This is a genomic window from Aeromicrobium sp. Leaf291 (assembly GCF_001423365.1).
Lineage (GTDB): Bacteria > Actinomycetota > Actinomycetes > Propionibacteriales > Nocardioidaceae > Aeromicrobium.
The window spans coordinates 1,700,087-1,723,346 of sequence record NZ_LMNM01000001.1; the positions used below are offsets into that span (position 1 = coordinate 1,700,087).

The 23,260-nt window shown below is 71.6% G+C and carries 25 protein-coding genes and 2 tRNA genes; 20 read left to right on the plus strand and 7 right to left on the minus strand.

All coding sequences use genetic code 11. The features are described from left to right. Nucleotides 1–210 precede the first annotated feature (210 nt). From ASF35_RS08420 to mutM, 4 genes are read left to right on the plus strand one after another with little or no spacing between them, the layout of a single operon-like run. Nucleotides 211–669, plus strand: coding sequence for a DUF177 domain-containing protein (locus tag ASF35_RS08420; RefSeq protein WP_311209400.1), 459 nt, complete (start codon nt 211–213; stop codon nt 667–669). 3 nt (nt 670–672) lie between these two features. After that, nucleotides 673–858, plus strand: coding sequence for a 50S ribosomal protein L32 (rpmF, locus tag ASF35_RS08425; protein ID WP_055965465.1), 186 nt, complete (start codon nt 673–675; stop codon nt 856–858). Then, nucleotides 836–1,570, plus strand: coding sequence for a ribonuclease III (gene rnc / locus ASF35_RS08430; protein WP_156364829.1), 735 nt, complete (start codon nt 836–838; stop codon nt 1,568–1,570). Before rpmF ends, rnc begins: the two co-directional genes overlap by 23 nt. Before the next feature lie 7 nt (nt 1,571–1,577). Next, on the plus strand, nt 1,578–2,432 hold the full coding sequence (mutM, locus tag ASF35_RS08435; protein WP_055965468.1) for a bifunctional DNA-formamidopyrimidine glycosylase/DNA-(apurinic or apyrimidinic site) lyase: 855 nt from the start codon (nt 1,578–1,580) through the stop codon (nt 2,430–2,432). A 132-nt stretch (nt 2,433–2,564) separates the two neighbouring features. Here mutM and ASF35_RS08440 read toward each other — a convergent pair whose 3' ends face one another. Further along, nucleotides 2,565–3,320: a metallophosphoesterase gene (locus tag ASF35_RS08440; RefSeq protein ID WP_055965471.1), complete on the minus strand. Its 756-nt coding sequence runs from the start codon at nt 3,318–3,320 to the stop codon at nt 2,565–2,567. A 62-nt stretch (nt 3,321–3,382) separates the two neighbouring features. Here ASF35_RS08440 and ASF35_RS08445 point away from each other — a divergent pair, with 62 nt between their 5' ends. From ASF35_RS08445 to ASF35_RS08455, 4 genes are all read left to right on the plus strand, one after another. After that, nucleotides 3,383–4,612 carry a deoxyguanosinetriphosphate triphosphohydrolase gene (locus tag ASF35_RS08445; protein ID WP_055965474.1) on the plus strand — a complete coding sequence of 410 codons (1,230 nt, stop codon included), beginning with the start codon at nt 3,383–3,385 and terminating at the stop codon, nt 4,610–4,612. A gap of 23 nt (nt 4,613–4,635) precedes the next feature. Further along, entirely contained in the window at nt 4,636–6,516 is a 1,881-nt protein-coding gene (dnaG, locus tag ASF35_RS08450) for a DNA primase (RefSeq protein ID WP_055965478.1), read from the plus strand. A gap of 112 nt (nt 6,517–6,628) precedes the next feature. Then, nucleotides 6,629–7,234 carry a sigma-70 family RNA polymerase sigma factor gene (locus ASF35_RS17705; RefSeq protein WP_082480703.1) on the plus strand — a complete coding sequence of 202 codons (606 nt, stop codon included), beginning with the start codon at nt 6,629–6,631 and terminating at the stop codon, nt 7,232–7,234. Then, a tRNA-Asn gene (locus ASF35_RS08455) sits at nt 7,225–7,297 on the plus strand. The genes ASF35_RS17705 and ASF35_RS08455 overlap by 10 nt, the downstream gene beginning before the upstream one ends. A 65-nt stretch (nt 7,298–7,362) precedes the next feature. On the opposite strand, the gene ASF35_RS08460 is transcribed toward ASF35_RS08455, so the two are convergent. After that, nucleotides 7,363–7,920, minus strand: coding sequence for a hypothetical protein (locus ASF35_RS08460; protein ID WP_082495408.1), 558 nt, complete (start codon nt 7,918–7,920; stop codon nt 7,363–7,365). 37 nt (nt 7,921–7,957) lie between these two features. Further along, nucleotides 7,958–8,707, minus strand: coding sequence for a PIG-L deacetylase family protein (locus tag ASF35_RS08465; RefSeq protein ID WP_055965481.1), 750 nt, complete (start codon nt 8,705–8,707; stop codon nt 7,958–7,960). Nucleotides 8,708–8,742: 35 nt separating this feature from the next. Between ASF35_RS08465 and ASF35_RS08470 the strand changes: the two genes are divergently transcribed. Beyond that, nucleotides 8,743–8,958: a DUF4287 domain-containing protein gene (locus tag ASF35_RS08470; protein WP_055965486.1), complete on the plus strand. Its 216-nt coding sequence runs from the start codon at nt 8,743–8,745 to the stop codon at nt 8,956–8,958. A gap of 24 nt (nt 8,959–8,982) precedes the next feature. Here ASF35_RS08470 and ASF35_RS08475 read toward each other — a convergent pair whose 3' ends face one another. Next, the gene (locus tag ASF35_RS08475) at nt 8,983–9,687 is read right to left on the minus strand and encodes a GntR family transcriptional regulator (protein ID WP_055965489.1); all 705 of its coding nucleotides are present in this window, start codon (nt 9,685–9,687) and stop codon (nt 8,983–8,985) included. A gap of 181 nt (nt 9,688–9,868) precedes the next feature. Here ASF35_RS08475 and ASF35_RS08480 point away from each other — a divergent pair, with 181 nt between their 5' ends. The 9 genes from ASF35_RS08480 to ASF35_RS08520 all read left to right on the plus strand — a co-directional run bounded on the left by ASF35_RS08480 (nt 9,869) and on the right by ASF35_RS08520 (nt 20,308). Continuing rightward, a complete protein-coding gene (locus ASF35_RS08480) occupies nt 9,869–11,167 on the plus strand; it encodes a substrate-binding domain-containing protein (protein ID WP_055965492.1) in 1,299 nt (432 codons plus the stop codon). A 5-nt stretch (nt 11,168–11,172) separates the two neighbouring features. Next, nucleotides 11,173–12,183, plus strand: a complete 1,011-nt coding sequence (locus ASF35_RS08485; RefSeq protein ID WP_055965495.1) for an ABC transporter permease — start codon at nt 11,173–11,175, stop codon at nt 12,181–12,183. A 10-nt stretch (nt 12,184–12,193) separates the two neighbouring features. After that, the gene (locus ASF35_RS08490) at nt 12,194–13,738 is read left to right on the plus strand and encodes a sugar ABC transporter ATP-binding protein (RefSeq protein WP_055965498.1); all 1,545 of its coding nucleotides are present in this window, start codon (nt 12,194–12,196) and stop codon (nt 13,736–13,738) included. Continuing rightward, nucleotides 13,735–14,703: an ABC transporter permease gene (locus ASF35_RS08495; protein WP_055965501.1), complete on the plus strand. Its 969-nt coding sequence runs from the start codon at nt 13,735–13,737 to the stop codon at nt 14,701–14,703. The genes ASF35_RS08490 and ASF35_RS08495 overlap by 4 nt, the downstream gene beginning before the upstream one ends. Then, complete coding sequence (locus ASF35_RS08500; RefSeq protein WP_055965504.1) at nt 14,700–15,578, plus strand: carbon-nitrogen hydrolase family protein; 879 nt, start codon at nt 14,700–14,702, stop codon at nt 15,576–15,578. Before ASF35_RS08495 ends, ASF35_RS08500 begins: the two co-directional genes overlap by 4 nt. Before the next feature lie 2 nt (nt 15,579–15,580). After that, nucleotides 15,581–16,552: a cyclase family protein gene (locus ASF35_RS08505; RefSeq protein WP_055965507.1), complete on the plus strand. Its 972-nt coding sequence runs from the start codon at nt 15,581–15,583 to the stop codon at nt 16,550–16,552. 29 nt (nt 16,553–16,581) lie between these two features. Further along, nucleotides 16,582–17,316 (plus strand): SDR family NAD(P)-dependent oxidoreductase, encoded by a 735-nt coding sequence (locus ASF35_RS08510; protein WP_200931734.1) that lies wholly within the window; start codon nt 16,582–16,584, stop codon nt 17,314–17,316. A 2-nt stretch (nt 17,317–17,318) separates the two neighbouring features. Continuing rightward, the gene (gene lhgO / locus ASF35_RS08515) at nt 17,319–18,509 is read left to right on the plus strand and encodes an L-2-hydroxyglutarate oxidase (RefSeq protein WP_055965513.1); all 1,191 of its coding nucleotides are present in this window, start codon (nt 17,319–17,321) and stop codon (nt 18,507–18,509) included. 65 nt (nt 18,510–18,574) lie between these two features. Next, the gene (locus tag ASF35_RS08520) at nt 18,575–20,308 is read left to right on the plus strand and encodes a dihydroxy-acid dehydratase (RefSeq protein WP_055965515.1); all 1,734 of its coding nucleotides are present in this window, start codon (nt 18,575–18,577) and stop codon (nt 20,306–20,308) included. Nucleotides 20,309–20,412: 104 nt separating this feature from the next. On the opposite strand, the gene ASF35_RS08525 is transcribed toward ASF35_RS08520, so the two are convergent. Both ASF35_RS08525 and ASF35_RS08530 read right to left on the minus strand, forming a co-directional pair. After that, nucleotides 20,413–21,636 (minus strand): heparan-alpha-glucosaminide N-acetyltransferase domain-containing protein, encoded by a 1,224-nt coding sequence (locus tag ASF35_RS08525; RefSeq protein WP_156367988.1) that lies wholly within the window; start codon nt 21,634–21,636, stop codon nt 20,413–20,415. 86 nt (nt 21,637–21,722) lie between these two features. Next, nucleotides 21,723–21,799, minus strand: a tRNA-Ile gene (locus ASF35_RS08530). A gap of 36 nt (nt 21,800–21,835) precedes the next feature. Here ASF35_RS08530 and ASF35_RS08535 point away from each other — a divergent pair. Then, nucleotides 21,836–22,264 carry a hypothetical protein gene (locus ASF35_RS08535; protein ID WP_055965518.1) on the plus strand — a complete coding sequence of 143 codons (429 nt, stop codon included), beginning with the start codon at nt 21,836–21,838 and terminating at the stop codon, nt 22,262–22,264. A gap of 6 nt (nt 22,265–22,270) precedes the next feature. On the opposite strand, the gene ASF35_RS08540 is transcribed toward ASF35_RS08535, so the two are convergent. After that, nucleotides 22,271–22,576: a GNAT family N-acetyltransferase gene (locus tag ASF35_RS08540; protein WP_055965520.1), complete on the minus strand. Its 306-nt coding sequence runs from the start codon at nt 22,574–22,576 to the stop codon at nt 22,271–22,273. Between the two features lie 178 nt (nt 22,577–22,754). Between ASF35_RS08540 and ASF35_RS08545 the strand changes: the two genes are divergently transcribed. Then, nucleotides 22,755–23,249, plus strand: a complete 495-nt coding sequence (locus tag ASF35_RS08545; protein ID WP_082481999.1) for a DUF3145 domain-containing protein — start codon at nt 22,755–22,757, stop codon at nt 23,247–23,249. Nucleotides 23,250–23,260 lie beyond the last annotated feature (11 nt).

Here is a 23,260-nt window from a genome sequence, read left to right on the forward strand (position 1 = left end):
CGATTGGTGTCGCGGCGCGGGCACCGGTTATGATGGACGGCGGCCTGCTTGCAGGCTGTGATCTGCTGTGCACATCGACGGACGGACGTGAACGTGCAACCGGGCCCCTTGGTCTTCGACACCCAGGTGTTGGGACGCCGACCAGGGACCGAGCGTACGTTCACCAGGACCATCGAGGCGCCCGCGGATCTGGGCCACGACGTCTACGGCGTGCCCGAGGGATCGTCCATCGATCTCGAGCTCCGGCTCGAGGCCGTCATGGACGGGGTGCTGGCCACCGGCACCGCCTCGGCGCGAGCAGTGGGCGAGTGCGTCCGCTGCCTGGACCGGCTCGACGACACCGTCGTGGTGGACCTGCAGGAGCTGTACCTGTACGACCCGATCGGCGCCGGCGACGGTGCTGAGGAGGACGGGGAGGAAGACGAGCTTCCGGCCCTCGAGGACGACCTGCTCGACCTCGAACCCGTCCTGCGGGACGCGGTGGTGCTCGCACTGCCGCTCAACCCCGTGTGTGATCCGGAATGTCCGGGACTGTGCCCCGAGTGCGGGGCGCGCCTCGCGGACGATCCAGACCACACACACGGCGATCCGATCGACCCCCGCTGGGCGTCGTTGGGCCGCTTGACCCAGAACCTCCCGGGCGATGTCCCGGGGCCGAACAAGGAGTAGATCGTGGCAGTTCCGAAGCGGAAGATGTCGCGCAGCAACACGCGCCACCGCCGTTCGCAGTGGAAGACCACGGCGACCACCCTCGTCGACTGCGCCAACCCCGCCTGCGACTCGAAGGTCGTCCCGCACCGTGCGTGCGGTGAGTGCGGCCAGTACGGCGCGCGCGGTGAGCGTCGACAGGTCCTCTGATCCTCAGGGCCACGAAGCCCTGAGGGAGGTGCTCGGCGTCCCCGACCTGGACGCCGATCTCCTCGAGCACGCCCTGACGCACCGCTCGTACGCGTACGAGAACGGTGGACTGCCCAACAACGAGCGCCTGGAGTTCCTGGGCGACTCGGTGCTGGGTCTCGTCGTCACGGACGCGCTCTTCACCAACCACCCCGACCTCGCCGAGGGGCGGCTCGCCAAGCTGCGGGCCGCCGTCGTGAGTGCCAAGGCGCTCGCCGAGGTCGCGCACACCCTCGACCTCGGCTCCCACATCCGTCTGGGCCGCGGCGAGGAGGCCACGGGCGGACGCAACAAGTCGTCGATCCTCTCCGACACCGTCGAGGCCGTCATCGGGGCGATCTACGTGCAGTTCGGCATCGAGCGTGCCTCGGAGGTCGTGCACACGGTCTTCGACCCGTTCATCGCCCGTGCCGCCGACCTGGGCGCGGGTCTGGACTGGAAGACCTCGCTGCAGGAGATCGCCGCCAACCACGACCTCGGCGTGCCGCGCTACGCGATCGAGAGCGAGGGCCCCGACCACGACAAGACGTTCGCGGCGGCCGTGCTCGTCGGGGACCGGCGGTACGAGGGCGGCACCGGTCGTTCCAAGAAGGAGGCCGAGCAGCAGGTCGCCGAGATCGCGTGGCGGGCCATCACGGCCGAGGTGAGCCCGGCCGACGCCGTCGAGGTCTGAGCGGTTCGTGCCTGAGCTGCCCGAGGTCGAGGTCGTCCGGCGGGGCCTGGACACCCATGTCGTCGGCCGCACGGTCACGGCCGTCACGGTGCACGACGTGCGCTCGCTGAAGCGCCACCTGCCCGGCGCCGCCGACTTCGTCCCGCGGCTCGTCGGCCGGCGCGTCGCGTCGGCGCGGCGTCGGGGCAAGTACCTGTGGCTGGTGCTCGACGGCGACGAGGCGCTGCTGTGCCACCTCGGCATGAGCGGGCAGATGCTCATCAGCGACGCCGACGCCCCCGCGCCCAGGCACCTGCGCATCGTGCTGGACCTGGACGACGGTCGGCAGCTGAGGTTCGTCGACCAGCGGATCTTCGGCGGCATGATGCTCGCCGACGTGGACGACGAGCAGGTCCCGACGACCATCGGCCACATCGCCCGCGACCCGCTCGACCCCTCGTTCGACCCCGACCTGTTCGCCGCGCGCCTGCGCCGACGCCGCACGGGCGTCAAGAGGGCGCTGCTGGACCAGACGCTCGTGTCGGGGGTCGGCAACATCTACGCCGACGAGTCGTTGTGGCGCGTGCCGCTGCACTACGCACGCGCCACCGAGAACCTGAGGGTGCGCGAGGTCGAGTCGCTGCTGGGCCACGTCGTCGACGTGATGGGTGAGGCGCTCGAGCAGGGCGGCACCTCCTTCGACGCGCTGTACGTGAACGTGAACGGCCAGAGCGGCTACTTCGACCGCTCCCTCGCCGCCTACGGCCAGGAGGGCGAGCCCTGCCCGCGCTGCGGCACCCCCATCCGCCGCGACGCGTTCATGAACCGCAGCTCCTTCACCTGCCCCCGCTGCCAGCCCCGCCCCCGCAACGGCCGCTTCTGACCCGGTCCCCTCCGGCGCGGGACCAGCGATTCCCATCAGCTGATGGGAATCACGAGCTCACCTCGGTCTTCTGCAACTCACCCTGGCGTGCCCGCCGAGGTGAGTGGGGGAGAACCAGGGTCAGTGCGGGCCTCAGCGTCCGTCGCGGGGGCCGAAGGTGGTGAGGGCCTCGACGTCGCCGGCTGGGCGGAGCAGCGTCTCCTCGGCCCAGGCCGCCACCCCCGACCAGCTCGATCCCGCGACGACGTCGCGCACCAGCTGGTCGTGGTCGAGGGCGGTCCGCCCGAACGTGACCTGCCCGCCCGACAGCACTGCCCAGCTCGCGCCGTCGTGCCCGTACGGGAGCCCGACGCTGCCGGGGTTCACGACCAGGCGACGGTCGACGAGCCGCAGGTACGGCATGTGGGTGTGGCCGCAGACGACCGTGCGGACGTCGTCGGGCAGGTCGACGAGCACCTCGGCCCACCGCTCGAGCCGGCTGTCGACGAGCACGACCTCCTGGTCGTCGCGGGGTGTGGCGTGGCAGAAGCGGACGGGACCGAACCCCTCGATCTCCAGCGTCACCTGCTCCGGCATCGCGTCGAGCAGCTCCTGGTGCGCCGCGGTCATCTGGCCGGCTCCCCACACGGAGAGGGGGTCGTCCGCGAGGCCGACGTCGATGCCGCGCGACATCTGCAGCAGCTCGCGGTCGGCATTGCCGCGCACCAGCAGGACCGCCGCACCGAGGCCCCGGAGCCGGTCGAGCACCTCGGCCGGCTGCGGCCCCCACGTGTGGTCGCCGGTGACGACGACGAGGTCGGCGTCGGCCACGCCCGGCTCGGCGAGCACGGCCTCCAGCGCGGGCAGCACGCCGTGGACGTCGGAGAGCACCGCGACCGTGGAGAGCACAACGACAGCCTGGCACGCCGTGCGCTGCCGCCGTGGCTGCACCACGCGGTAGCGTTCCCGCCGTGGAGAGTCCGTACGGCATCGAGTCGCGGGCGCGGGTCGTCGCGGAGCCGACGAAGCGGGCCGGACGCACCCCGTTCGAGCGCGACCGCGGACGCGTGGTGCACTCCGCGGCGCTGCGCAGGCTCTCGGCCAAGACCCAGGTGATGGGCGCCGGGTTCGACGACTTCGTCCGCAACCGGCTCACCCACACCCTCGAGGTCGCGCAGGTGGCGCGCGAGCTGGGCGCCACGCTCGGCTGCGACCCCGACGTCGTCGACTGCGCGGCCCTCTCGCACGACCTCGGGCACCCGCCGTTCGGTCACAACGGCGAGGTGGCCCTGGACCTGGCCGCTCGCGACGTCGGCGGGTTCGAGGGCAACGCCCAGACGCTGCGCATCCTCAGCCGGCTGGAGGCCAAGACGGTCGACGCCGACGGCCGGAGCGTGGGGCTGAACCTCACGCGCGCGACCCTGGCTGCCTGCGTGAAGTACCCGTGGGCGCGCGGCGACGCGCCGGACGGCGGCCCGAAGTTCGGCGTCTACGCCGACGACCGGCCGATCTTCGACTGGCTGCGGCTCGGTGCTCCGGAGGGTCGCCGTCCGGTCGAGGCGCAGGTGATGGACCTGGCCGACGACATCGCCTACTCCGTGCACGACGTGGAGGACGCCGTGGTGGGCGGGTGGTTCAGCCTGCTGCCCGGGCGTCTCGACCTGGCGAACGTCTACCACGTGGCGCGCGACTGGTACGACCCCGACGCCGACGACGACCGTCTCGGTGCGGCGCTCGAGAGGCTGCGCGCGATGCCGGAGTGGCCGCGCGAGGACTTCGACGGGAGTCGTGAGGCGCACGCGGTGCTGAAGAGCCTGACCAGCGGTCTGATCGGCCGGTTCGCGGTGTCCGCGGAGAGAGCGACGGTCGAGCGTTGGGGGCCGGGCCCGCTCACCCGCTACGGCGCCGACCTGGAGGTGCCGGCCGACACCCGCGACGAGATCGTCGTGCTCAAGTCCATCGCGGCGCACTACGTGATGCGGTCGGACGACCGCGCTCGGCAGCTCACCGCCCAGCGCGAGGCGCTCGGCTCGCTCGTCGCGCTGCTGGTGGCCACGGGCGACGAGCACCTGGAGCCGGAGTTCCGCGCCGACCTCCTGCGTGCCGACGACGACGCGGCGCGCACCAGGGTCGTGATCGACCAGGTGGCCGGCCTGACCGACGTGTCGGCCCGGCTGTGGGCCGACCGGCTCCTCGGTTGACGGCCACGGCCTAGGATCGTCTCGTGGCGGGACTGATCAACGACGAGGACATCCAGCTCGTCCGTGAACGCGCCCGCATCGACGAGGTCGTCGAGCAGTACGTCACGCTGCGCCGGTCGGGCGGGACCATGAAGGGCCTGTGCCCGTTCCACGACGAGAAGACCCCGTCGTTCCACGCCAACCCCGCGCGCGGCACCTTCCACTGCTTCGGCTGCGGCGAGGGCGGCGACGCGATCGCCTTCATCCAGAAGATCGAGGGCCTGAGCTTCGTCGAGTCGATGGAGCGGTTGGCGGCCAAGTACGGCATCCAGCTGCGCTACGAGGAGGGCGAGTCGCGCGGGCCTCGTCGCGACCCCCAGCAGCGTCAGCGGCTCCTCGAGGCCCACCGCCTGGCCGGCGAGTTCTACGCGCAGACCCTCGCCTCGGCCCCCGAGGCGTCGCCGGGGCGCCAGTTCGTGACCGACCGAGGCTTCGACCAGCGCGCGGCCGAGACGTTCGCGATGGGCTGGGCCCCGAGGTCGGGCACCGCCCTCATCGCCCACCTCAAGGGCAAGGGCTTCACCGACGACGAGCTGGTGACCGGTGGGCTGGCCCGGCGCTCCAGCCGCGGGCTGTTCGACGCCTTCCAGGGCCGGCTGCTGTGGCCCATCCGCGAGATGACGAGCGAGATCATCGGGTTCGGTGCCCGGCGGATGTTCGAGGACGACTTCATGCAGGGCAAGTACGTGAACACGTCCGAGTCGCCGATCTACAAGAAGAGCCAGGTGCTCTACGGGGTCGACCTCGCACGGCGCCAGATCTCCTCGGAGAGCCGGGCCGTGGTGGTCGAGGGCTACACCGACGTGATGGCCTGCCACGAGGCCGGTGTGCGCACCGCCGTGGCCACCTGTGGCACGGCGTTCGGCGAGGGTCACGCCAAGGTGCTGCGGCGCATCCTGCTCGACGACGGTGCGATGCACGGGGAGGTCGTGTTCACCTTCGACGGCGACGAGGCCGGCCAGCGTGCCGCGATGAAGGCCTTCGAGGGCGACCAGCAGTTCGCCGCGCAGACCTACGTCGCGGTGGAGCCGCGGGGGATGGACCCGTGCGACCTGCGTCTGGCCGACGGCGACGCCGGCGTGCGGGCACTCGTCGACGCGCGCATCCCGCTGTACCGGTTCGTGCTCGACAACGTGCTCACCCGGTACGACCTCGACCGCGCCGACCAGCGCGTCGACGCCGTGCGCGAGGCCGTCGGCCTGGCCACGTCCATCCGCGACAAGAGCAAGGTCGAGGAGTTCCTGCGCGAGGTGGCCACGCGCGTCGGGGTCGACGTCGACCAGGTGCGCACGGAGCACCGTCGGTACAAGCCGGCGGTCAAGCCGGAGCGTCGGGTGCCGACGCAGCAGGCCGAGACGCCCGCGCCGGCCCCGCCGCCGCAGCCCTTCGTCAGCTTCGGGGCGCGCCAGTTCGCCGACGAGCGCGAGGCGCTGAAGGCCCTCGCGCAGCACCCTCACCTGGCTCGCGTCCCGGCCGAGAGTCTCGACGACGACGACTTCACGCACCCGGTGGCACAGGAGATCTGGCGCACCATGCAGAAGGTCGGCCTGCCGGAGCAGACCGACCCCACGTTCGTGCCGCGGGTCTCCGACGCGCTGGTCTCCGACGACCTGCGCCGGGTGCTGAGCCTGGCCGCCATGGAGCCGTTGAGCTCCACCGAGGGTTCCACGGCGCGCGTGGTGACCGCGGTCATGGCCCGGCTCCGTCTGCTCACGGTGGGGCGTCTGGTGGAGGACCTGCGGTCCAAGCTGCAGCGCACCGACCCGGCGGAGCAGCCGGACGAGTACCGCGAGGTGTTCAGCCAGCTGCTCGCTCGCCAGGGCGAGTTCCGCGAGCTGCGCGACAAGACCTTCGGCGGCGAGTAGCTCCAGCGGCTCGTCCCCAGCCGCGGGTCGGGTCGGGAGTGGTCCCGCGCCGCCGTCCACAGTCGCTCTGAGCACCCTGGATCCCTTCGTCTCCGCGCAGCACGGTGGAGCCATGGACCTGGTGCGTCGTCTCCTGCAGGAAGCGCCGCTGGCGCCGGGGGAGGAGCGACGGCTCGCGCTGGCGTCCCGCTCCGGCGACCTCCAGGCGCGCGAAGCGCTGGCGCGTGGCTCGTTGCGCCTGGCGGCGATGCGGGTGCGGGCCCTCGGATTCGGACCGGGCGAGATCGACGACGCCTTCCAGGTCGGCGCGATGGCCCTCCTGGCCGCCGTGGCCCGCTTCGACCCCGACCGCGGGGCCCGCCTTGCGACGTACGCCTGGCCATGGATCACCCGTGCGCTGCAGGAGCACCGCCGGGCCCGCCTCGAGGTGCCGCACGAGGTGGTGCCGGAGCCCGCGTCGGCCGCGTGTGGACCGGAGAGCCCGGCGGTCCTCGACGACCTCGCAGCCCTGACGACGCAGGAGCGCGACGTGCTCCTCCTGCGGTACGCGAGGGCTCCCGACGGGACCTGTCCGACGCCCTGGGCCGACGTGGCGCAGCACCTCGGCATGAGCGTCTCGACGGCACGACGCACGGGGGACCGGGCTGTGTCACGACTGCGCCAGGAGGTTGGTAGAGTATGCGATCGTGCTCCCCAAGTGGGAGCCATTCCCCCGTAGCTCAATTGGCAGAGCATTCGACTGTTAATCGAAGGGTTATTGGTTCGAGTCCAATCGGGGGAGCACGATGAGCCCGGCGTCCCCCAGGACGGCGGGCTCTCTGCTTGTCAGGGCAGCGTGGTCGCGGTCTAGCGCCCCAGCAGGGCGTCGAGACCCACCGCGAAGGCGGCGGCCAGCCGCACGTCCACACGGGGGTCGGGGACCGAGACCTCGTAACGGTCACGCACCGACGCCGCGCGCTCGACCGACATCAGCGGTGATCCGGTGGCGTCGTCGACGACGTCGAAGTGGAAGCGCAGGAACGGCACGTCGGTGAAGCGCCGCAGCACGGCCACGAGCTGGCTGCGCTCCTGCCCGGTGCCCGTGAACCCGTCGCCCTCGAGGACGAACGTGGTGCGCAGGAGGCTCTGGCCGAAGAGCTTGCGGAACGAGCCGAGCGAGGCGCCCTCGGCGTCGACCACGTCGTAGCCGCCACCGAGGTCCATCACGTTGCGCGCGGTGAAGGAGAAGGCGGGCCGGGTGCGGGACTCGTCGGCGAAGAACGTCACCTTCTCCTTGAGGGCCATGCGCTTCTGCTCGGCGAAGCCGACGGGCGTGCCGTCGGAGGCGACCACCTCGTAGCGGTTGGTGGTCATCGCGAAGCGCTGCGCGACGGTGAACGAGGGCACGTGCTGCACGGAGGTCACGCTCGGAGCCTACGACGGCCCGTGGCGACGACGCGGGTCATTCGCCCCAGGTCATCGAGACGACCTCGAAGGCGGCGCCGTGGGTCACGCCCAGGCGTGAACCGGTGGGGCGCGACATGCCCTCGAGGAACTCGGCGGCGTCGAAGTGCTCCCAGCCCAGCCCGTCGATGTAGGCACGGTGCGCCTCGAGCGAGGCGACGCCACGGTCGAACGTGGCGGTCGTGTCGACGCCGTGCCCGGCGACGGGGGAGCCCGCCACCCAGACCTGACGGACGTCGCCCCACGGCTCGAGCCCGTCGGTCAGCTGCTCGCGGTGGATCCACCGGTTCCCCGCGTCCTGCACGGCGTGGATGGTGGCCCGCCCGACGGCGATGTGGTCGGCCTGGTTGGGCGAGCTGCCGCCCCAGGTGTCGTGGTGGTTGCCGGTGACGACCACGTCGGGACGGTGTCGGCGCACCTGCTCGGCGATGGCGGCGCGCAGGGCGATCGTCGGCTCGACGACGCCGTCGGGGAAGCCGAGGAACTCCACGACGTCGACGCCGACCACGCGCGCGGACTCGATCTGCTCGGCCTCCCGCACCGTGCGGCACTCGTCCGGCGGGAGCGCGTCGATGCCGGCCTCGCCGCTGGTGACCATGCAGTAGACGACGGTCTTGCCCTGGTCCGTCCACCGGGCGACGGCGGCCGCGGCACCGAACTCGACGTCGTCGGGGTGGGCGACCACCACGAGAGCGCGCTCCCAGTCCTCGTCGAGCGGCGTGAGCGGTGCGGGAGCGTCGTCGACCATGGCCTCAGGCTACGTCCGAGGCCTACGCTCGGGCCATGGCTGAGCAGGAGTGGCCCACGAAGGGCCCCGCGTCGTACTTCCCGTCGATCGAGAGGACCTACGGGAAGTCGATCGACCACTGGATGGGTGTCATCAGCGCGCTGGGCGACGCGAAGCACATGGAGAAGGTGGCGGTGCTGAAGTCCGAGCACGGCCTCGGGCACGGCCACGCGAACGCGCTCGTGGCGTGGCACAAGGAGCACCCCGCCTGACGGACCCGCGGTGTGGGACGTCGCCTACGTGGCCCCGAACCGTCCGAGCACCTCGTCGAACGCGATGCTCTCGTCCTCGCCGAACTCCTGGCCGATGAGCTTGCGGGCCGTGTGCAGCAGGTGCTCACGCATGGAACGCGCGGCGCCGTCGGCGTCGTGGGCCCGCACCAGCCCGAGGATCTCGACGTGCGGCTGGAGGATCTCCTCGATCGACTCCGTCCGGTTGGCGGTCGAGACGCCCGTCCCCAGGACCACGTTGCGCAGGCCGTCGACGAACTCGGCGAGTCGGTCGTTGCCGCTGATGGTGAGCAGAGTGCGATGGAACTGACGGTCCGCCCTCAGGAACGTCTCGGCGTCGTCGGCGTCGCGCGCCTCGCGCATGCGGCCGATGTCGGCCTCGAGCGCCGCGATGTCGGCGTCCGTGGCCGCGAGCGCCGCGGCCCGTGTCGCGGGGACCTCGAGCAGCAGGCGCAACGAGAAGATCTGGCGCAGGTCCTCGGCCGAGGTGTGCAGCACGACGAAGCCCCGGTTGCGCTGCACCCGCACCAGGCCGTCGGCGGCGAGCCGGATCAATGCCTCGCGCACGGGGGTGCGTGAGACCCCGAGGCTGTCGGCGACGGTGTGGACGGCGTGCAGGGTGTCGGGCTCCAGGTCGCCGTTGAGGATCGCGGTGCGCAGGGCCGACGTGGCGCGGTCCGCCATCGATCCCTCGTGGGCCAGCGGCTTCATCCTGCTCCGTTCAGTCGGGCCGTCCGCTGAGGTCGCGGTCGGCCGGGCCTTCGTCCGTGCGCCGATCGTAACGGTCGTGTTTCATTTCGCGATTCTCGTTGACGAGAGCGGCATGTGGCATGTTGTATGTTACACACCAAACAGTGTGCGCTACGTCACGCGCTATCCCGCTAGGAGCACCATGAACCGACTCACGACACGCCTCCCGCGCCCCCGTCGCGGGAAGAAGGTGGCGCTGGCCGCGACCGTCCTCGGGCTGCTCGTCGCCCTGACCGCGTGCGGCGGACTGTCCGCCGACGACGGCGACGACGCAGCAGGGACGGGGGCGTACACCAAGCTCAACACCGGCGGCAAGGAGTCGGCGGCCGACAAGGAGGCGCTCGACGCGCTGCCGGAGTCGGTCCGCGACACGTACGCGGGCTTCTGGCACGCGACCCGCGTCGGCCCCAACCCGTACGCCGACTGGGAGCCGGGCGAGGCGCCCTACAAGTTCTGCTACTCCAGCGCCTACCAGGGCAACTCCTGGCGTCAGGAGGGCCTGACGGTCGCGAAGAACATCGTCGCCCAGCTGGAGAAGAAGGGTGTGGCCAAGGGTGGTCTCACGGTGAGCGACGCCAACAACAACGCGAGCCTCCAGGCCACGCAGATCACCTCGATGGTCCAGAAGGGCTGCGACGTCATCCTGGTCATGCAGCCGCCGACCGTGGGTGTCTGCAAGGCGTTCGACACCGCCCAGAAGGCCGGAACGCTCGTCGTCGTCATGCAGACCGGCACCGACTGCACGAACGTCATCCAGTCCGACTTCGGCGCCTACGACGCCGGCAAGAAGTCGGCCGAGTGGCTGATCGACAAGGTCGGTGACACCAAGGACACGGTCGTCATGTGCGACGGCATCCCCGGCGTCGCCGCGGCCGAGGCTCGCCAGGCCGGAGCGGCCGACGCGTTCGAGAAGGCCGGCCTGAAGGTCGACCACATCACAGGGGAGTGGACCACCTCGACGATCAAGTCGCAGATGCTCAGCTACCTCAGCACGCACCAGGGCAGCATCGCGGGCGTCTGGGACGGCGGCGTGTGCGCGGTCCCGGTCACCCAGGCGTTCCAGCAGGCCGATCGTGACCTGCCGCCGGTCACCGGCTTCGAAGGTGCCTGCTCCTGGCTCGCCAGCTGGAAGCAGACCGGCGCCGACTCCTTCGGCTTCGCCGGTGGTGCCGGCCAGGGCGTGAACGAGGCCTTCCGCGTCTCGTTGCGCATGCTCGCCGGCCAGAAGCCGAAGCACAACACGCTGCTCTACCCGCTCGCGCAGATCGACGGCTCCAACGTCGACCAGTACTACAAGAGCGGCATGAAGCTCAGCAGCGCGTGCAACGCCCAGCCGGTCGACGGCGAGTCGGTGCCCGCGTCGTACTACGACGACCTGTTCACCGGCTCCGGAGAGCCGGAGACGTTCGACGCCGGGCTCGCCGAGCTCCCGGTCAAGTAGGTCCGATGTCCATCACGACCTCACCCGAGGTGACGTCCGCCCCGGCGTCGACGGCTGGCAGCCGTCGACGCCGGGGGGCGACGGGCCCCTGGCTCGTCGCGCTCGCCCCGGTGGCGATGTTCCTGGTCCTGGCGGTCGCCACGCCCGAGGTGCTCTCGCGCTCGGGGATCATGTCGCTGCTCGTGCTGTCGGCCGTGCTCGGGATCGCGGCCGTCGGCCAGACCTGGGCCGTCATGATCGGCGGCATCGACCTGTCCATCCCCGCGACGATCGGCATGGCGAACGTGCTGCTGCCGACGCTGTACGCGAAGGGCTGGGGCTTCGGCCAGATCGTGCTGCTCGTGCTCGTCCTGTCGATCGCCATCGGTCTGGCCAACGGCGTGCTGTCGAGCCTGTTCGGGCTGCACCCACTCGTCGTGAGCCTCGGCGTGGCCTCCATCGTGACCGGCGGCGTGCTCATCTCGGTCGACGGCAACACCGGTGGTGACGTCCCCGGCTTCATCACCTCCTCCGTCTCCCCGAACGGCTCGTTCCTGGGCCTCGGCATCCCCGCGGCCGTCGTCGTGTGGGTGCTCGTCGCCGCCCTCGTGATCGTCGTCGAGCGCCGCACGGTGATCGGGCGGCAGATCTACGCGCTCGGCTCGAACGTCACGGCCGCGCGCCTGGCGCTCGTCCGTCCGATGCTGGTGCGGGTCGTCGTCTACACGGTCGGTGCGGTGTGCGCGAGCACGGCCGGCCTGCTGCTCGGCGGGTTCAGCGGTGGCGCCTCGGTCGACATCGGCGCGCCCTACCTGTTCTCCACCATCACGGCCGTCGTGGTCGGCGGCACCTCGCTGCTCGGCGGCGCCGGCGGCTACGCCCGCACGATCGCGGGTGTCCTCGTGACCACCGGGTTCACCACGCTGCTCATCGGCTTCTCCGTGGGGCCGAACATGCAGCAGGTGATGCTCGGCATCGCGATCCTCGTCCTGATCACCGTCTACGGCCGCGACCGCCACGTCGCGCAGCGTCTGTGAGGACCGACCCATGACTGCACACCCCCTGGTCGAGCTGGCCGGGATCACCCACCGCTACGGCGCGACCGTCGCGCTCGACGGCTGCCACCTGCAGGTCCGGCCGGGCGAGATCCACGGGCTCGTCGGCGAGAACGGCTCCGGCAAGAGCACGGTCGTCAAGCTGTTGAGCGGCATCATGCGCCCGACCGAGGGCCAGGTCCTCGTCGACGGCGAGGCGGTCGGGCTGCGCTCGCCCGCGCAGGCGCAGCGCAACGGCGTCGTCACGGTGTTCCAGGAGACGCTCATCTCCGACGAGTGCTCGGGCCTGGAGAACGTGTTCGCCGGCACCGACGGCCTGTTCCGCCGCGGGCGCTCGCGCTCGGACGAGCTGGCCGCCGCGACCGAGGTCGTGGAGCGGCTGGGAGCATCACCGGCGATCCTCGAGGCGTCGCCCTACAAGCTGTCGCTCGCCGAGCGCCAGGTGCTGACCCTGGTGCGTGCGCTCGTGCGACCGTGGCGCCTGCTCATCCTCGACGAGGCGACCTCGGCGCTCGACCTGGCCACCCGCGACCGCTTGTTCGCGCTGCTGATGGACGAGCGCGAGAACGGCCGCAGCGTGCTGTTCGTGTCGCACCGGATGGACGAGCTCGAGATCCTCATCGACCGGGCGACGGTCCAGCGGTCGGGCCGGACGATCGGGACCGTCGAGCGGGCCGAGGCGACGCCGTCGCGTCTGCTCAGCATGATGGACGGTCGCAGCGAGGCCGAGCACCGCTCGCACACGACGACCGCCCGGGAGCGGGTCGACCGCGGCGTGGCCGCCCGGCTGCGTGCCGTCACGCTCGACACGGGCGCCCGCCCGGTCGACCTGGAGGTGCGCCGCGGGGAGATCCTCGGCGTCGGAGGGCTCGACGGGCACGGCGGCGTCCCGCTGCTGGAGACCCTCGCGGGCGTCCGGTCCGCCGTCGGTGGCGAGGTCGAGGTGGACGGTCCCGACGGACCGGTCACCCCTCAGGGGTATCGCGCCGCCGTGGCGGCAGGTGTGGCCTACGTGCCCGGCAAGCGCCAGGAGGAGGGGCTGTTCCGCACGCTCGACGTCCGCGACAACCTGGCCATGGCGACCTACGGCCGTCGGTCCCGGTTCGGCTTCCTGCGGGGAGCGGCCGTCACCGAGCTCGTCGCCTCCTCCATGCGCCGCCTCGGAGTCCACCCGGACGACCCGAGCTACCCGATCACGGGACTCAGTGGCGGCAATGCCCAGAAGGTGCTCGTCGGACGGTGGATCGCCTCCGAGCCCGACCTGCTCGTCCTGAACGACCCGCTCCGCGGCGTCGACATCGGCACGAAGCGCGACTTCTACGCGCTGCTGCGCGAGCTCACCGACGACGGCATGACGGTCGTCATGCTGTCGACCGAGATCGAGGAGCTGCTCACGGCCTGCGACCGCGTCGCCGTGTGCCACGACCAGTCGGTCGAGGCCGTGCTCGAGGCCGACGAGCTCACGTACGACGCGGTCCTCTCCGCGATGTTCGGCCAGGAGGCCGGCCTCGCCCTTCCCGGAAGGCAGGACGCATGACCACGGTCGACCTCGGACCGGTGCGCACCGCGCGCCAGGTCCCGTACTTCCTCCCGGCGCTGATCGCCGTCGTCGTGATGGCGGTGGTGACGGTCACCAGGAGCAGCGAGTTCATCGACGGCGGCTGGAAGCTCGTCCTCGTGTACGCCTCGCCCCTCGTGCTGCTGGCCATGGCCCAGACACCGGTGGTGCTGAGCGGCGGCGGTGGCCTCGACCTGTCGGTCGGGCCGGGCGCCGGTCTGGTCAGCGTCGTCCTGGCGGCCGGACTCATCGCGAACGACATCTCGGTCGCCTGGATCGTCATCCTCGCGGCGCTGGTGGTGGGGGCGGCCATCGGGGCGCTCAACGGCACCCTCGTCGCCATCGTGCGCATCCCGCCGATCATCGCGACGCTGGCCACCTACCTGGTGTTCGCCGGCATCGCCACGCAGGTGCTGTCGTCGCCCACCGGCTACCTGCCGGCCTGGATGTCCTGGTTCACCGACGTCGACGGCGTGGTGCCGAACATCCTCTGGGTCATCCTCGGCGTCGGTGGTGCCTGGTGGCTGCTGAGCCGCACGGCCTACTGGCGCAACCTGCGGATGGTCGGGTCCAACGACCGCGCGGCCTACACGGCCGGCGTCCCCGTCACCGCGGTGCGCTTCACCGCCTACGTCCTGACCGGAGCGATGGTCGGCATCTCCGGGCTCGTCCTCACCGCCGTGCTCGGCGGGGCCGACGCGAAGGTGGGGCCGACCTACACCCTGCTCGCCATCGCGGCGGTCGCCCTCGGCGGCATCAGCCTCGCCGGCGGCCGCGGCGGCCTCCTCGGCGCTGCCTGCGGGGCCGCGCTCCTGTTCCTGATCCAGAACTACCTGACCCTCACCGAGGCGTCGTCGTTCGTGCTGCAGGCGGCCTACGGGGTCGTCCTCGTGGTGGCCATCGTCATCAACGGCGCGTGGGACCGAAAGAGGAAGAGCTCATGACCACCACTGCACACACCGTCCGCGTCGCGGCGGGACAGTTCGGCTCCGTCCCGGGCGAGGCCGACAAGAACTCGCGCCGGACGGCCGAGATCATGGCCGAGGCCCGGGAGCAGGGCGTCGAGCTGCTGGTGCTGCCCGAGTGCGGGCTGACCGGGTACGTCTTCGACACCCCGGAGTCCGCCCGAGCCGCGGCGGTCCGGATCGACGGCCCCGAGGTGGCTCGGGTCGCGGAGGCGGCCACGTCGCTCGACCTGCACGTCGTGATCGGCTTCCTGGAGCTCCTGGACGACGTGCTGCACAACACCGCGATGCTGCTCGCACCGGACGGCACGTCGGGCGTCTACCGGAAGACGCACCTGCCCCACCTCGGCGCAGACCGCTTCGTCACGCCGGGCGACAACGAGCCGGTCCTCGTCGAGACGCGGCTGGGTGTCGTGGGACTGAGCATCTGCTACGACCTGCGCTTCCCGGAGTGGGCGCGCTGCCTCGCCCTCGGGGGTGCGGACATCATCGCCAACCCGACGAACTGGCCGGCACCCGCCGAGCGGGTCGCGGAGCTGTTCACGCGGGTCCGGGCGGCCGAGAACCACGTGTTCGTCATCGCCGCCAACCGCGGCGACCAGGAGCAGGGTGCCCAGTTCATCGGCCGCAGCCAGGTGATCGACCCGACCGGTACCGTCTTGGCCTCGGTCGAGCGCGAGGACGGACTCATCGTGGCCGACATCCAGCCGAGCCTGGCCAGGACCAAGGACGTGCGCCTGCCCGAGGTGAACTTCGCGATCTCCCTGTTCGGCGACCGCCGCCCCCAGCTCTACGGAGCCCTCAGCACGACCCCCGAGAACAGCCGGGACGCCGGCGCAGACGAGAGGAACTGACCATGTGTGGAGTCAACTTCGTGGACGAGGGAACGGCGCAGAAGATCGCCGCGGCGTCGGCGACCTTCCGCCAGATCACCGAGAGCCCGTTCGGTCCGGACGACGAGATCGGCATGCTCAACCTGATCACCCCCGACATGGCACGGTCGGTCGTCTCACGCGCGGACGCCGGGCACACGCTCGACCTGAGCGTCGACTACTTCCTCGGCATGCCGTCGTTCACCGCGGCCGGCCAGCCGCCGTACCAGATCTGGATGACGAACACCCCGCGCGGCACCGCCAACGACGATGCGACCGGCTTCGGCGAGCAGAACCAGCTCGTCGGGTACTCCGGTGACGCCGTCTCGATGTACACGCACTGCGGGACGCACATCGACACGCTCAACCACTTCGGCTACGGCCGCAAGATCTGGAACAACTTCGACGCCGACGAGTGGCTCGGCGCCCGGCACTGGATGTGCGCCGGCGCCGACAAGCAGCCGCCGATCATCACGCGCGGGGTGCTGCTCGACGTCGCGGCGCTGCACGGCGTCGACGTCCTGCCGCAGAGCTACGGCATCGGGTCGAAGGACCTCCAGGACGCCGCCCGTCGTCAGGGTGTCGAGGTCCGGCCCGGGGACGCGGTGCTCATCCGCTCCGGCCAGATGACGCTGTGGGACGACCCGCAGGCGTACATCACGAACGAGTCCGGGGTCGACCGAGACGGCGCGGAGTGGCTCGCGAGGTCGGGCGCCGCGCTCGTCGCGTCGGACAACCTGTCGTTCGAGCAGATCCCCTCCGCCGAGGAGGGCAACTGGCTGCCCGTCCACACCTACCTCTTCGCCGAGGCGGGGGTCCCGATCATGGAGGTCGTGGACATGGAGGGCCTCTCGCAGGAGCAGATGTACGAGTTCTGCTTCATCGGGGCCGGCATCAAGCTGCGTGGCGCGACGGCGGCTCCCATGCGTCCGCTCGCCATGCCCCTGCGCGACTGATGTCGGGCCTTCCGTCCGGTGCCCCCTCGGTGATCATCACCGGGGCCGGCATCGGGATCGGTGCCGCCTGCGCCGCCGCGTTCGCTCGTGCCGGGTACCGCACCGTGCTCACCGACGTGCTGGACGCGGGGGTGTCGGTCGCTGCCTCGTTGCGCGAGGAGGGCCACGACGCGGTCTTCCACCCGCTCGACGTCACGAGCACGGACCAGGTGCGGGCGGTCGTCGAGGAGTCGCAGGGCGACGGCTTCGACGCCGTCGTCGCCAATGCAGGGATCGCGCGACGACGAGCGTTCGTGGACCTCGAGGACGCCGAGTGGGAGAACGTGCTGGACGTCGACCTGCAGGGTGAGATGCGAGTCTTCCGTGCTGCCGCGCCCGCCATGGTCCGACGCGGTGGAGGGTCGCTGGTCGCGCTCTCCTCGGTCAGCGGCTCGACCTACGGGTGGGGCGAGCACGCGCACTACTCCGCAGCCAAGGCCGGAGTCCTCGGGCTCGCGCGCGCCCTGGCGGTCGAGCTCGGTCCGCACGGGGTGCGCGCCAACGCGGTGGCACCGGGCTTCATCCGCACGGCCCAGTCCCTCGACGACGAGCACTCGATGGGGGCCGCTGCACTCGACGCATCCGCCTCGGCCGTGCCGCTCGGACGGGTCGGGGATCCTGCCGAGGTCGCGGACGTGGTGCTCTTCCTCGCCTCCGAGGCGTCCCGCTACGTCACGGGCCAGGTGCTCGTCGTCGACGGCGGCCTGACCGTCCGGCAGGGGTAGGGATGCCACGTCACGAGGTCGTGGTGGTCGGGGCGGGCATCGTGGGCCTCGCGACCGCGCACCGTCTGGCCGGGCGCGGTCACCGCGTGACCGTCGTCGACAAGGAGCCGACGCTCGCCGCCCATCAGACCGGGCGCAACTCCGGCGTCGTGCACTCCGGGCTCTACTACCGCCCGGGGTCGTTGAAGGCGCGGCTCGGCACGGCGGGCGCCGCGTCCATGGTCGAGTTCGCGTCGCGGCACGGCATCACGGTCGACCGGTGCGGCAAGCTCGTCGTCGCCACGGACGGAGCACAGCTGACGGCCCTGGACGAGCTGGTGAGCCGCGGCGTCGCCAACGGCGTCCCGTGCCGTCGGGTCGACGCCGACGAGGCGCACGAGCTGGAGCCGTACGTCAGCGCGCTGGCGGCGGTGCGGGTCGAGAGCACCGCGGTCGTCGACTACGTGGGCGTCTGCGTGGTGCTGGCCGACCTGGTCGGACGGGCCGGCGGCGACGTCCTGCTCGGCCGGGAGGTGCTGTCGGTCGAGGACGACGGTCGCGGCCTGCGCATCGGGACGAGCGGGGGCGAGCTGCGGGCGGACCGTCTCGTGAACTGCGCCGGACTGCACAGCGACCGCGTCGCACGCCTCGCGGGTGTGGACCCGCAGGTGCGCATCGTCCCGTTCCGCGGTGAGTACTTCGAGCTCGCACCACACGCTCGACACCTCGTCAACGGGCTCGTGTACCCGGTCCCGGACCCGGACCTGCCGTTCCTCGGCGTCCACCTCACCCGGATGTTCGACGGCTCGGTGCACGCCGGGCCCAACGCCGTGCTGGCCGGGGCCCGCGAGGGCTACGACTGGCGCACCGTGCGCGTGCGCGACCTCGCCGACGCTGCGCGCTGGCCCGGCACGTGGCGGCTGGCCCGACGGTGGTGGCGCACCGGTGTGGACGAGGTCCTGAGGTCGCTGTCCCAGCGGCGCTTCCTCGAGAGCCTGCGCGAGCTCGTGCCGTCGCTGCAGTCCGGGGACCTCGTGCCCAGCGAGGCGGGTGTCCGCGCCCAGGCCGTGGACCGTTCCGGCGCGATGGTCGACGACTTCCTGCTGCGTCGAGCACCCCGGCAGCTGCACGTGCTCAACGCGCCGTCGCCGGCCGCGACGGCGGCCCTGGAGATCGGCGACCACGTCGCCCGCGAGCTCGAGGCCGTGCGATGAGGCTCGACGCCATGCCCTGGAGCCAGTCCGCCGGCGACCATCCAGACCCTGCAGTGAGGACCACGATGCACGACGACACCCCGACCGGGCTCCGCTCGAACCTGACCAGCTACGGCGACCCGGAGTTCGCCCTGTTCCTGCGCAAGGCCTTCATCAAGGGCGCGGGGTACGGCGACGACGCGCTCGACCGACCGGTCATCGGCATCGTCGACACCGAGAGCGGCTTCAACCCGTGCCACGGCAACGTCCCCCAGCTGATCACCGCCATCGAGCGAGGCGTCATGCTGGCCGGTGGCCTGCCGATCAGCTTCCCGACGATCTCGGTGCACGAGAGCTTCGCCCACCCCACGAGCATGCTCCTGCGCAACCTCATGTCGATGGACACCGAGGAGATGCTCAAGGCGCTGCCCGTGGATGCCGTGGTCCTGATCGGCGGGTGCGACAAGACGGTGCCGGCCCAGCTCATGGGCGCGGCCTCGGCCGGCAAGCCCGCGATCCAGCTGGTGACGGGCTCGATGCTCACCGGCAGCCACCGCGGACGGACGGTCGGGGCGTGCACCGACTGCCGCTTCTTCTGGGGGCGCTACCGCGCGGACGAGATCGACGCCGACGAGATCGCCGAGGTCAACGGCCGGCTCGTCGGCAGCGTCGGCACGTGCTCGGTGGCCGGCACCGCCAGCACCATGGCCGCCGTCAGCGAGGCCATGGGGATCGCGCTGCCGGGATCGGCCTCCCCGCCGGCCGTGACGGCCGACCGGATGCGGATCGCCGAGGCCACGGGGACCCGTGCGGTCGGCCTCGCCCGGGAGCGCCTGACGATCGACCAGATCCTCACGCCGGCCGCGTTCGACAACGCCTTCCGGGTGCTGCTCGCCCTCGGCGGCTCGACGAACGCGCTCGTCCACCTCGCCGCGGTCGCCGGCCGCCGTGGCTACGCGCTCGACCTGGAGGCGTTCGACCGGATGGGCCGCGAGACGCCCGTGCTGGTCGACCTCAAGCCGTCGGGGTCGCACTACATGGAGGACCTGCACCGTGCCGGTGGTGTGCAGCGACTCATGCTCGAGATCCGCGACCAGCTCGACCTGGAAGCCCTGACGGTGACGGGTCGCACGCTCGGCGAGGAGCTCGCCGACGCCCCGGCTCCGTTCCCGCAGGAGGTGGTCCGTCCTCTGGCGGACCCCGTGCACCGGGGCGGCAGCATCGCCGTGCTGCGCGGCAACCTGGCGCCCGCAGGAGCCATCATCAAGCAGTCCGCGGCGTCCCCGGCCCTGCTCGAGCACCGGGGGAGGGCGGTCGTGTTCGAGGACGCGGCCGACCTGGCCGAGCGCATCGACCGCGACGACCTCGACGTCGAGGCGGACGACGTGCTGGTCCTGCGCAACATCGGTCCCGTCGGGTACCCCGGCATGCCCGAGGCCGGCTACATCCCGATCCCGCGCAAGCTCGCCCGGGCCGGTGTGAAGGACGTGGTGCGCATCAGCGACGGCCGCATGTCCGGCACGGCCGCCGGCACGATCGTCCTGCACGCCTCGCCCGAGGCGGCGGTCGGGGGACCGCTGGCCCTCGTGCGCACCGGAGACACGATCGCCCTGTCGGTCAGCGGTCGCTCCCTCGAGCTGGAGGTGGGGGAGGAGGAGCTGGTCGCCCGTGCCGCCGAGGTGGCCGACCGCGTGCGTGACGTTCCGCAGCGGGGCTACGCGAAGCTCTACGTCGACGAGGTCACCCAGGCCGAGGAGGGCTGCGACTTCCGCTTCCTGCAGGGCACCGAGGTCGTGGGCAGCGTCCCGCGTCGTCGCTGAGGTCCACCCGCGACCAAGACGGCCTCGCCGGGTGTTGGTGCACCACGGCGAGGCCTTGACCCGAAGTCCTCTAGATAGGGAGGAGCAACGGGCCCACGACGACTTTACCGCGACGCGTCGGCGTCTTCCGGCGCGGGAGTCGCGCCCGGTCCGGGCGGGAGGGCGCTCACCCTGGCGACGAGGCGTTCGAGGGGTCCGCGGCCGACGAGCGCCACCCAGCCGGTCGCGATCACGACCATCGCGAGCGACGTCCAGCCCCACAAGGTGTTGGTGGGGTCGTCGTAGCCGCCGAACGGGCCGCCGGCGAGGCCCACCGCCAGGAGCAGGTGCCCCGTGTACGCGGTCAGCGGCATCGAGCCCAGCGCTGCGAGCGGGAGCAGCAGCAGCCGCAGCGGTCGCGCGAGGAGCAGGCTGAGCCCGGTGACGGCCACGGCGAAGCCGCCGGACCCGACGATCTCGGGCGCCCCGCCCGTGTGAGGCTTGTACTGCATCGCCGTGCTCCACACGCGCTCGATCTCGTCGGACTCCCGCAGACGGGTGAGGTAGCCGGGCTCGTTCGTCGCGTTGCCGTCCTCGTCGGTGTAGTCCGGTCCGAAGAGGTAGGCGACGGGCTCGTCCCGGTCCGACCCGATGAGGTGGCCGGCCCCGTACCCGAACGCGGCGAGCACGATCCCGCCGAGCAGCAGCGCGGCGCCGGTGCGGACGTCGGTGAGCTGCAGCCGTCCGATCGCCATCCCGGCGAGGAGCATGGCAAGCCAGGCCGTGACGGGGTACAGCCCGAAGAGCGTCAGGTTGAGCCCTGGACCGTAGGCGTCGAGGCTCAGGGCGTGCAGCAGGGCCACCACGAAGGGGCCGAGGACGGCCAGTGACGCCGACACGACCCAGAGTCGACGTGTGGTCCAGTGCAGCACGAGGGTGGAGAGGACGAACAGGATCCCGTACAGCGGGAGGATGACGGCCACGCCGGTGTTCAGCAGCTCGATCACCAAGCCGATCGCCAGCACCGCGAGGCCGCGGCGCACGAGGGTCACCTGCAGACGGTGGTCGTCCCGACGCACCCTGCCGCGGCTGATGAGCGTGATGGAGACGCCGGCGAGCATCGCGAACAGCAGCGACGAGCGACCGTCGACGAGGCCGTCCCAGGTCGACGGGTCCGACCAGGTGACGTCGTCGGGGGTGTCCCCGAGGTGGGCTCCGACCATGCCGAGCACGGCGAGTCCTCGCGCCACGTCGATCCCGAGGAGTCGCGGCGGGCGCCCGAACGCCCACAGGCGCCGCGCTGCCCCGACGCGTCCGACGGACGTCGCACTCTCGCCGACGACGCTCATCGCCACCTCACCATCGTGTCCCTGGCAGTCCTGGGCCGAGCATGCCGCATGGGTCCGCGAAGGCGGCGCAGGCGCGACGGCATGAGTGGTGGGGCGGGTGGGGCTCGAACCCACGACCCAAGGATTATGAGTCCTCTGCTCTGACCGGCTGAGCTACCGCCCCGGGACGCACAGCCTAGCGAGACGGCACACTGGGGCCATGACCGACGCCGTGATCGCCGACCTCGACGGAACGCTGGTCGACGTGTCCTCGATCCGCCACCTGGTGGAGGGGGAGGAGCGCGACTTCCACGCCTTCCACGCGGCGTCCAAGGACTGCCCGCCGAGGCCCGAGGTGGTCGACGCCGTGCGTGCCGCGCACGCGGCGGGTCGTGCCGTCCTGGTGGTCACGTCGCGCGAGTTCATCTGGCGCGACCTCACCCTCGACTGGCTGGCTCAGCACGACGTCCCGTACGACCAGCTCGTCATGCGCATCGTCGGTGACTACCGGCCCGACCACGTGGTGAAGGCCGAGATGCTCGACACCCTCGAGGCCGACGGCTTCGCGGTGCTCGAGGCGTGGGAGGACAGCGACGACATCGTCGAGCTGTGGCGCTCGCGCGGCGTCGCGGTCCACGTCGTGGACTGAGCCGGCCTACAGGCCGAACGTCGGTCGCTCGGCGACGGGCACGAGGTCGAGGTGCTCGGGGTGGTCGCGGATCACCTTGGGCACGAACGGGCAGTAGGGGAGCACCTGGCCGCCCCGCTCGGAGATCTGCTCCAGTGCCCCCACGATCAGCTGGGAGCCGATGCCGCGACCTTCGAACGCCGGCAGCACGCGTGTGTGGGGAAGGGCGTAGACGTCGCCGTCGACGCGGTAGTCGACCCAGCCCGCGAGATCACCGTCGACGGTGATCTCGAAGCGTGACGACGACGGGTTGTCCAGCACCTCGGTGGTCATGGAGCCATCGTCACACGACTCGCCTCTCTCGGCGCGCGACGCTCCAGACCGGCGGAAACCCGTACCAGTGGTGCGCGAGGGGCTCATGGGGCTAGCATGGTCACGACGCGGAACGATGACGCGTGGCTCCGTGAGGTCGCTGGGGAAGGCGGATCTCGAGCTAGGAGGCACGATGAGCATCCCCACCCGTGGAGTTCTGTATGTCCACTCCGCGCCCTCGGCCCTGTGCCCACACGTCGAGTGGGCCGCTGCCGGCGTGCTCGGCGGCTCCGTCGACCTCGACTGGCAGCCGCAGCCCGCAGAGGCGGGGACCTACCGCGCCGAGTTGTCCTGGCAGGCCCCGGCCGGCTCGGCTGCCTCCATCGCCTCGGCGATGCGCGGCTGGGACCGCCTGCGCTTCGAGGTCACCGAGGAGCCGACCGCCTCGAGCGAGGGCGCGCGCTTCTCGTGCACGCCGGGCCTCGGCATCTTCCACGCGATGACCGGCCTGCACGGCGACGTGCTCATCCCCGAGGACCGCATCAAGGCGTTCCGGGTCAAGGCCGCGCTGGGCGAGATCACGATGGACGAGGCCCTCGACGGCCTGCTGGGCGTCAAGTGGGACGCCGAGCTCGAGCCGTTCCGCCACGCGGGCGAGGGTGCTCCCGTGCGCTGGCTCCACCAGGTGGTCTGAGCCGCTCGCGA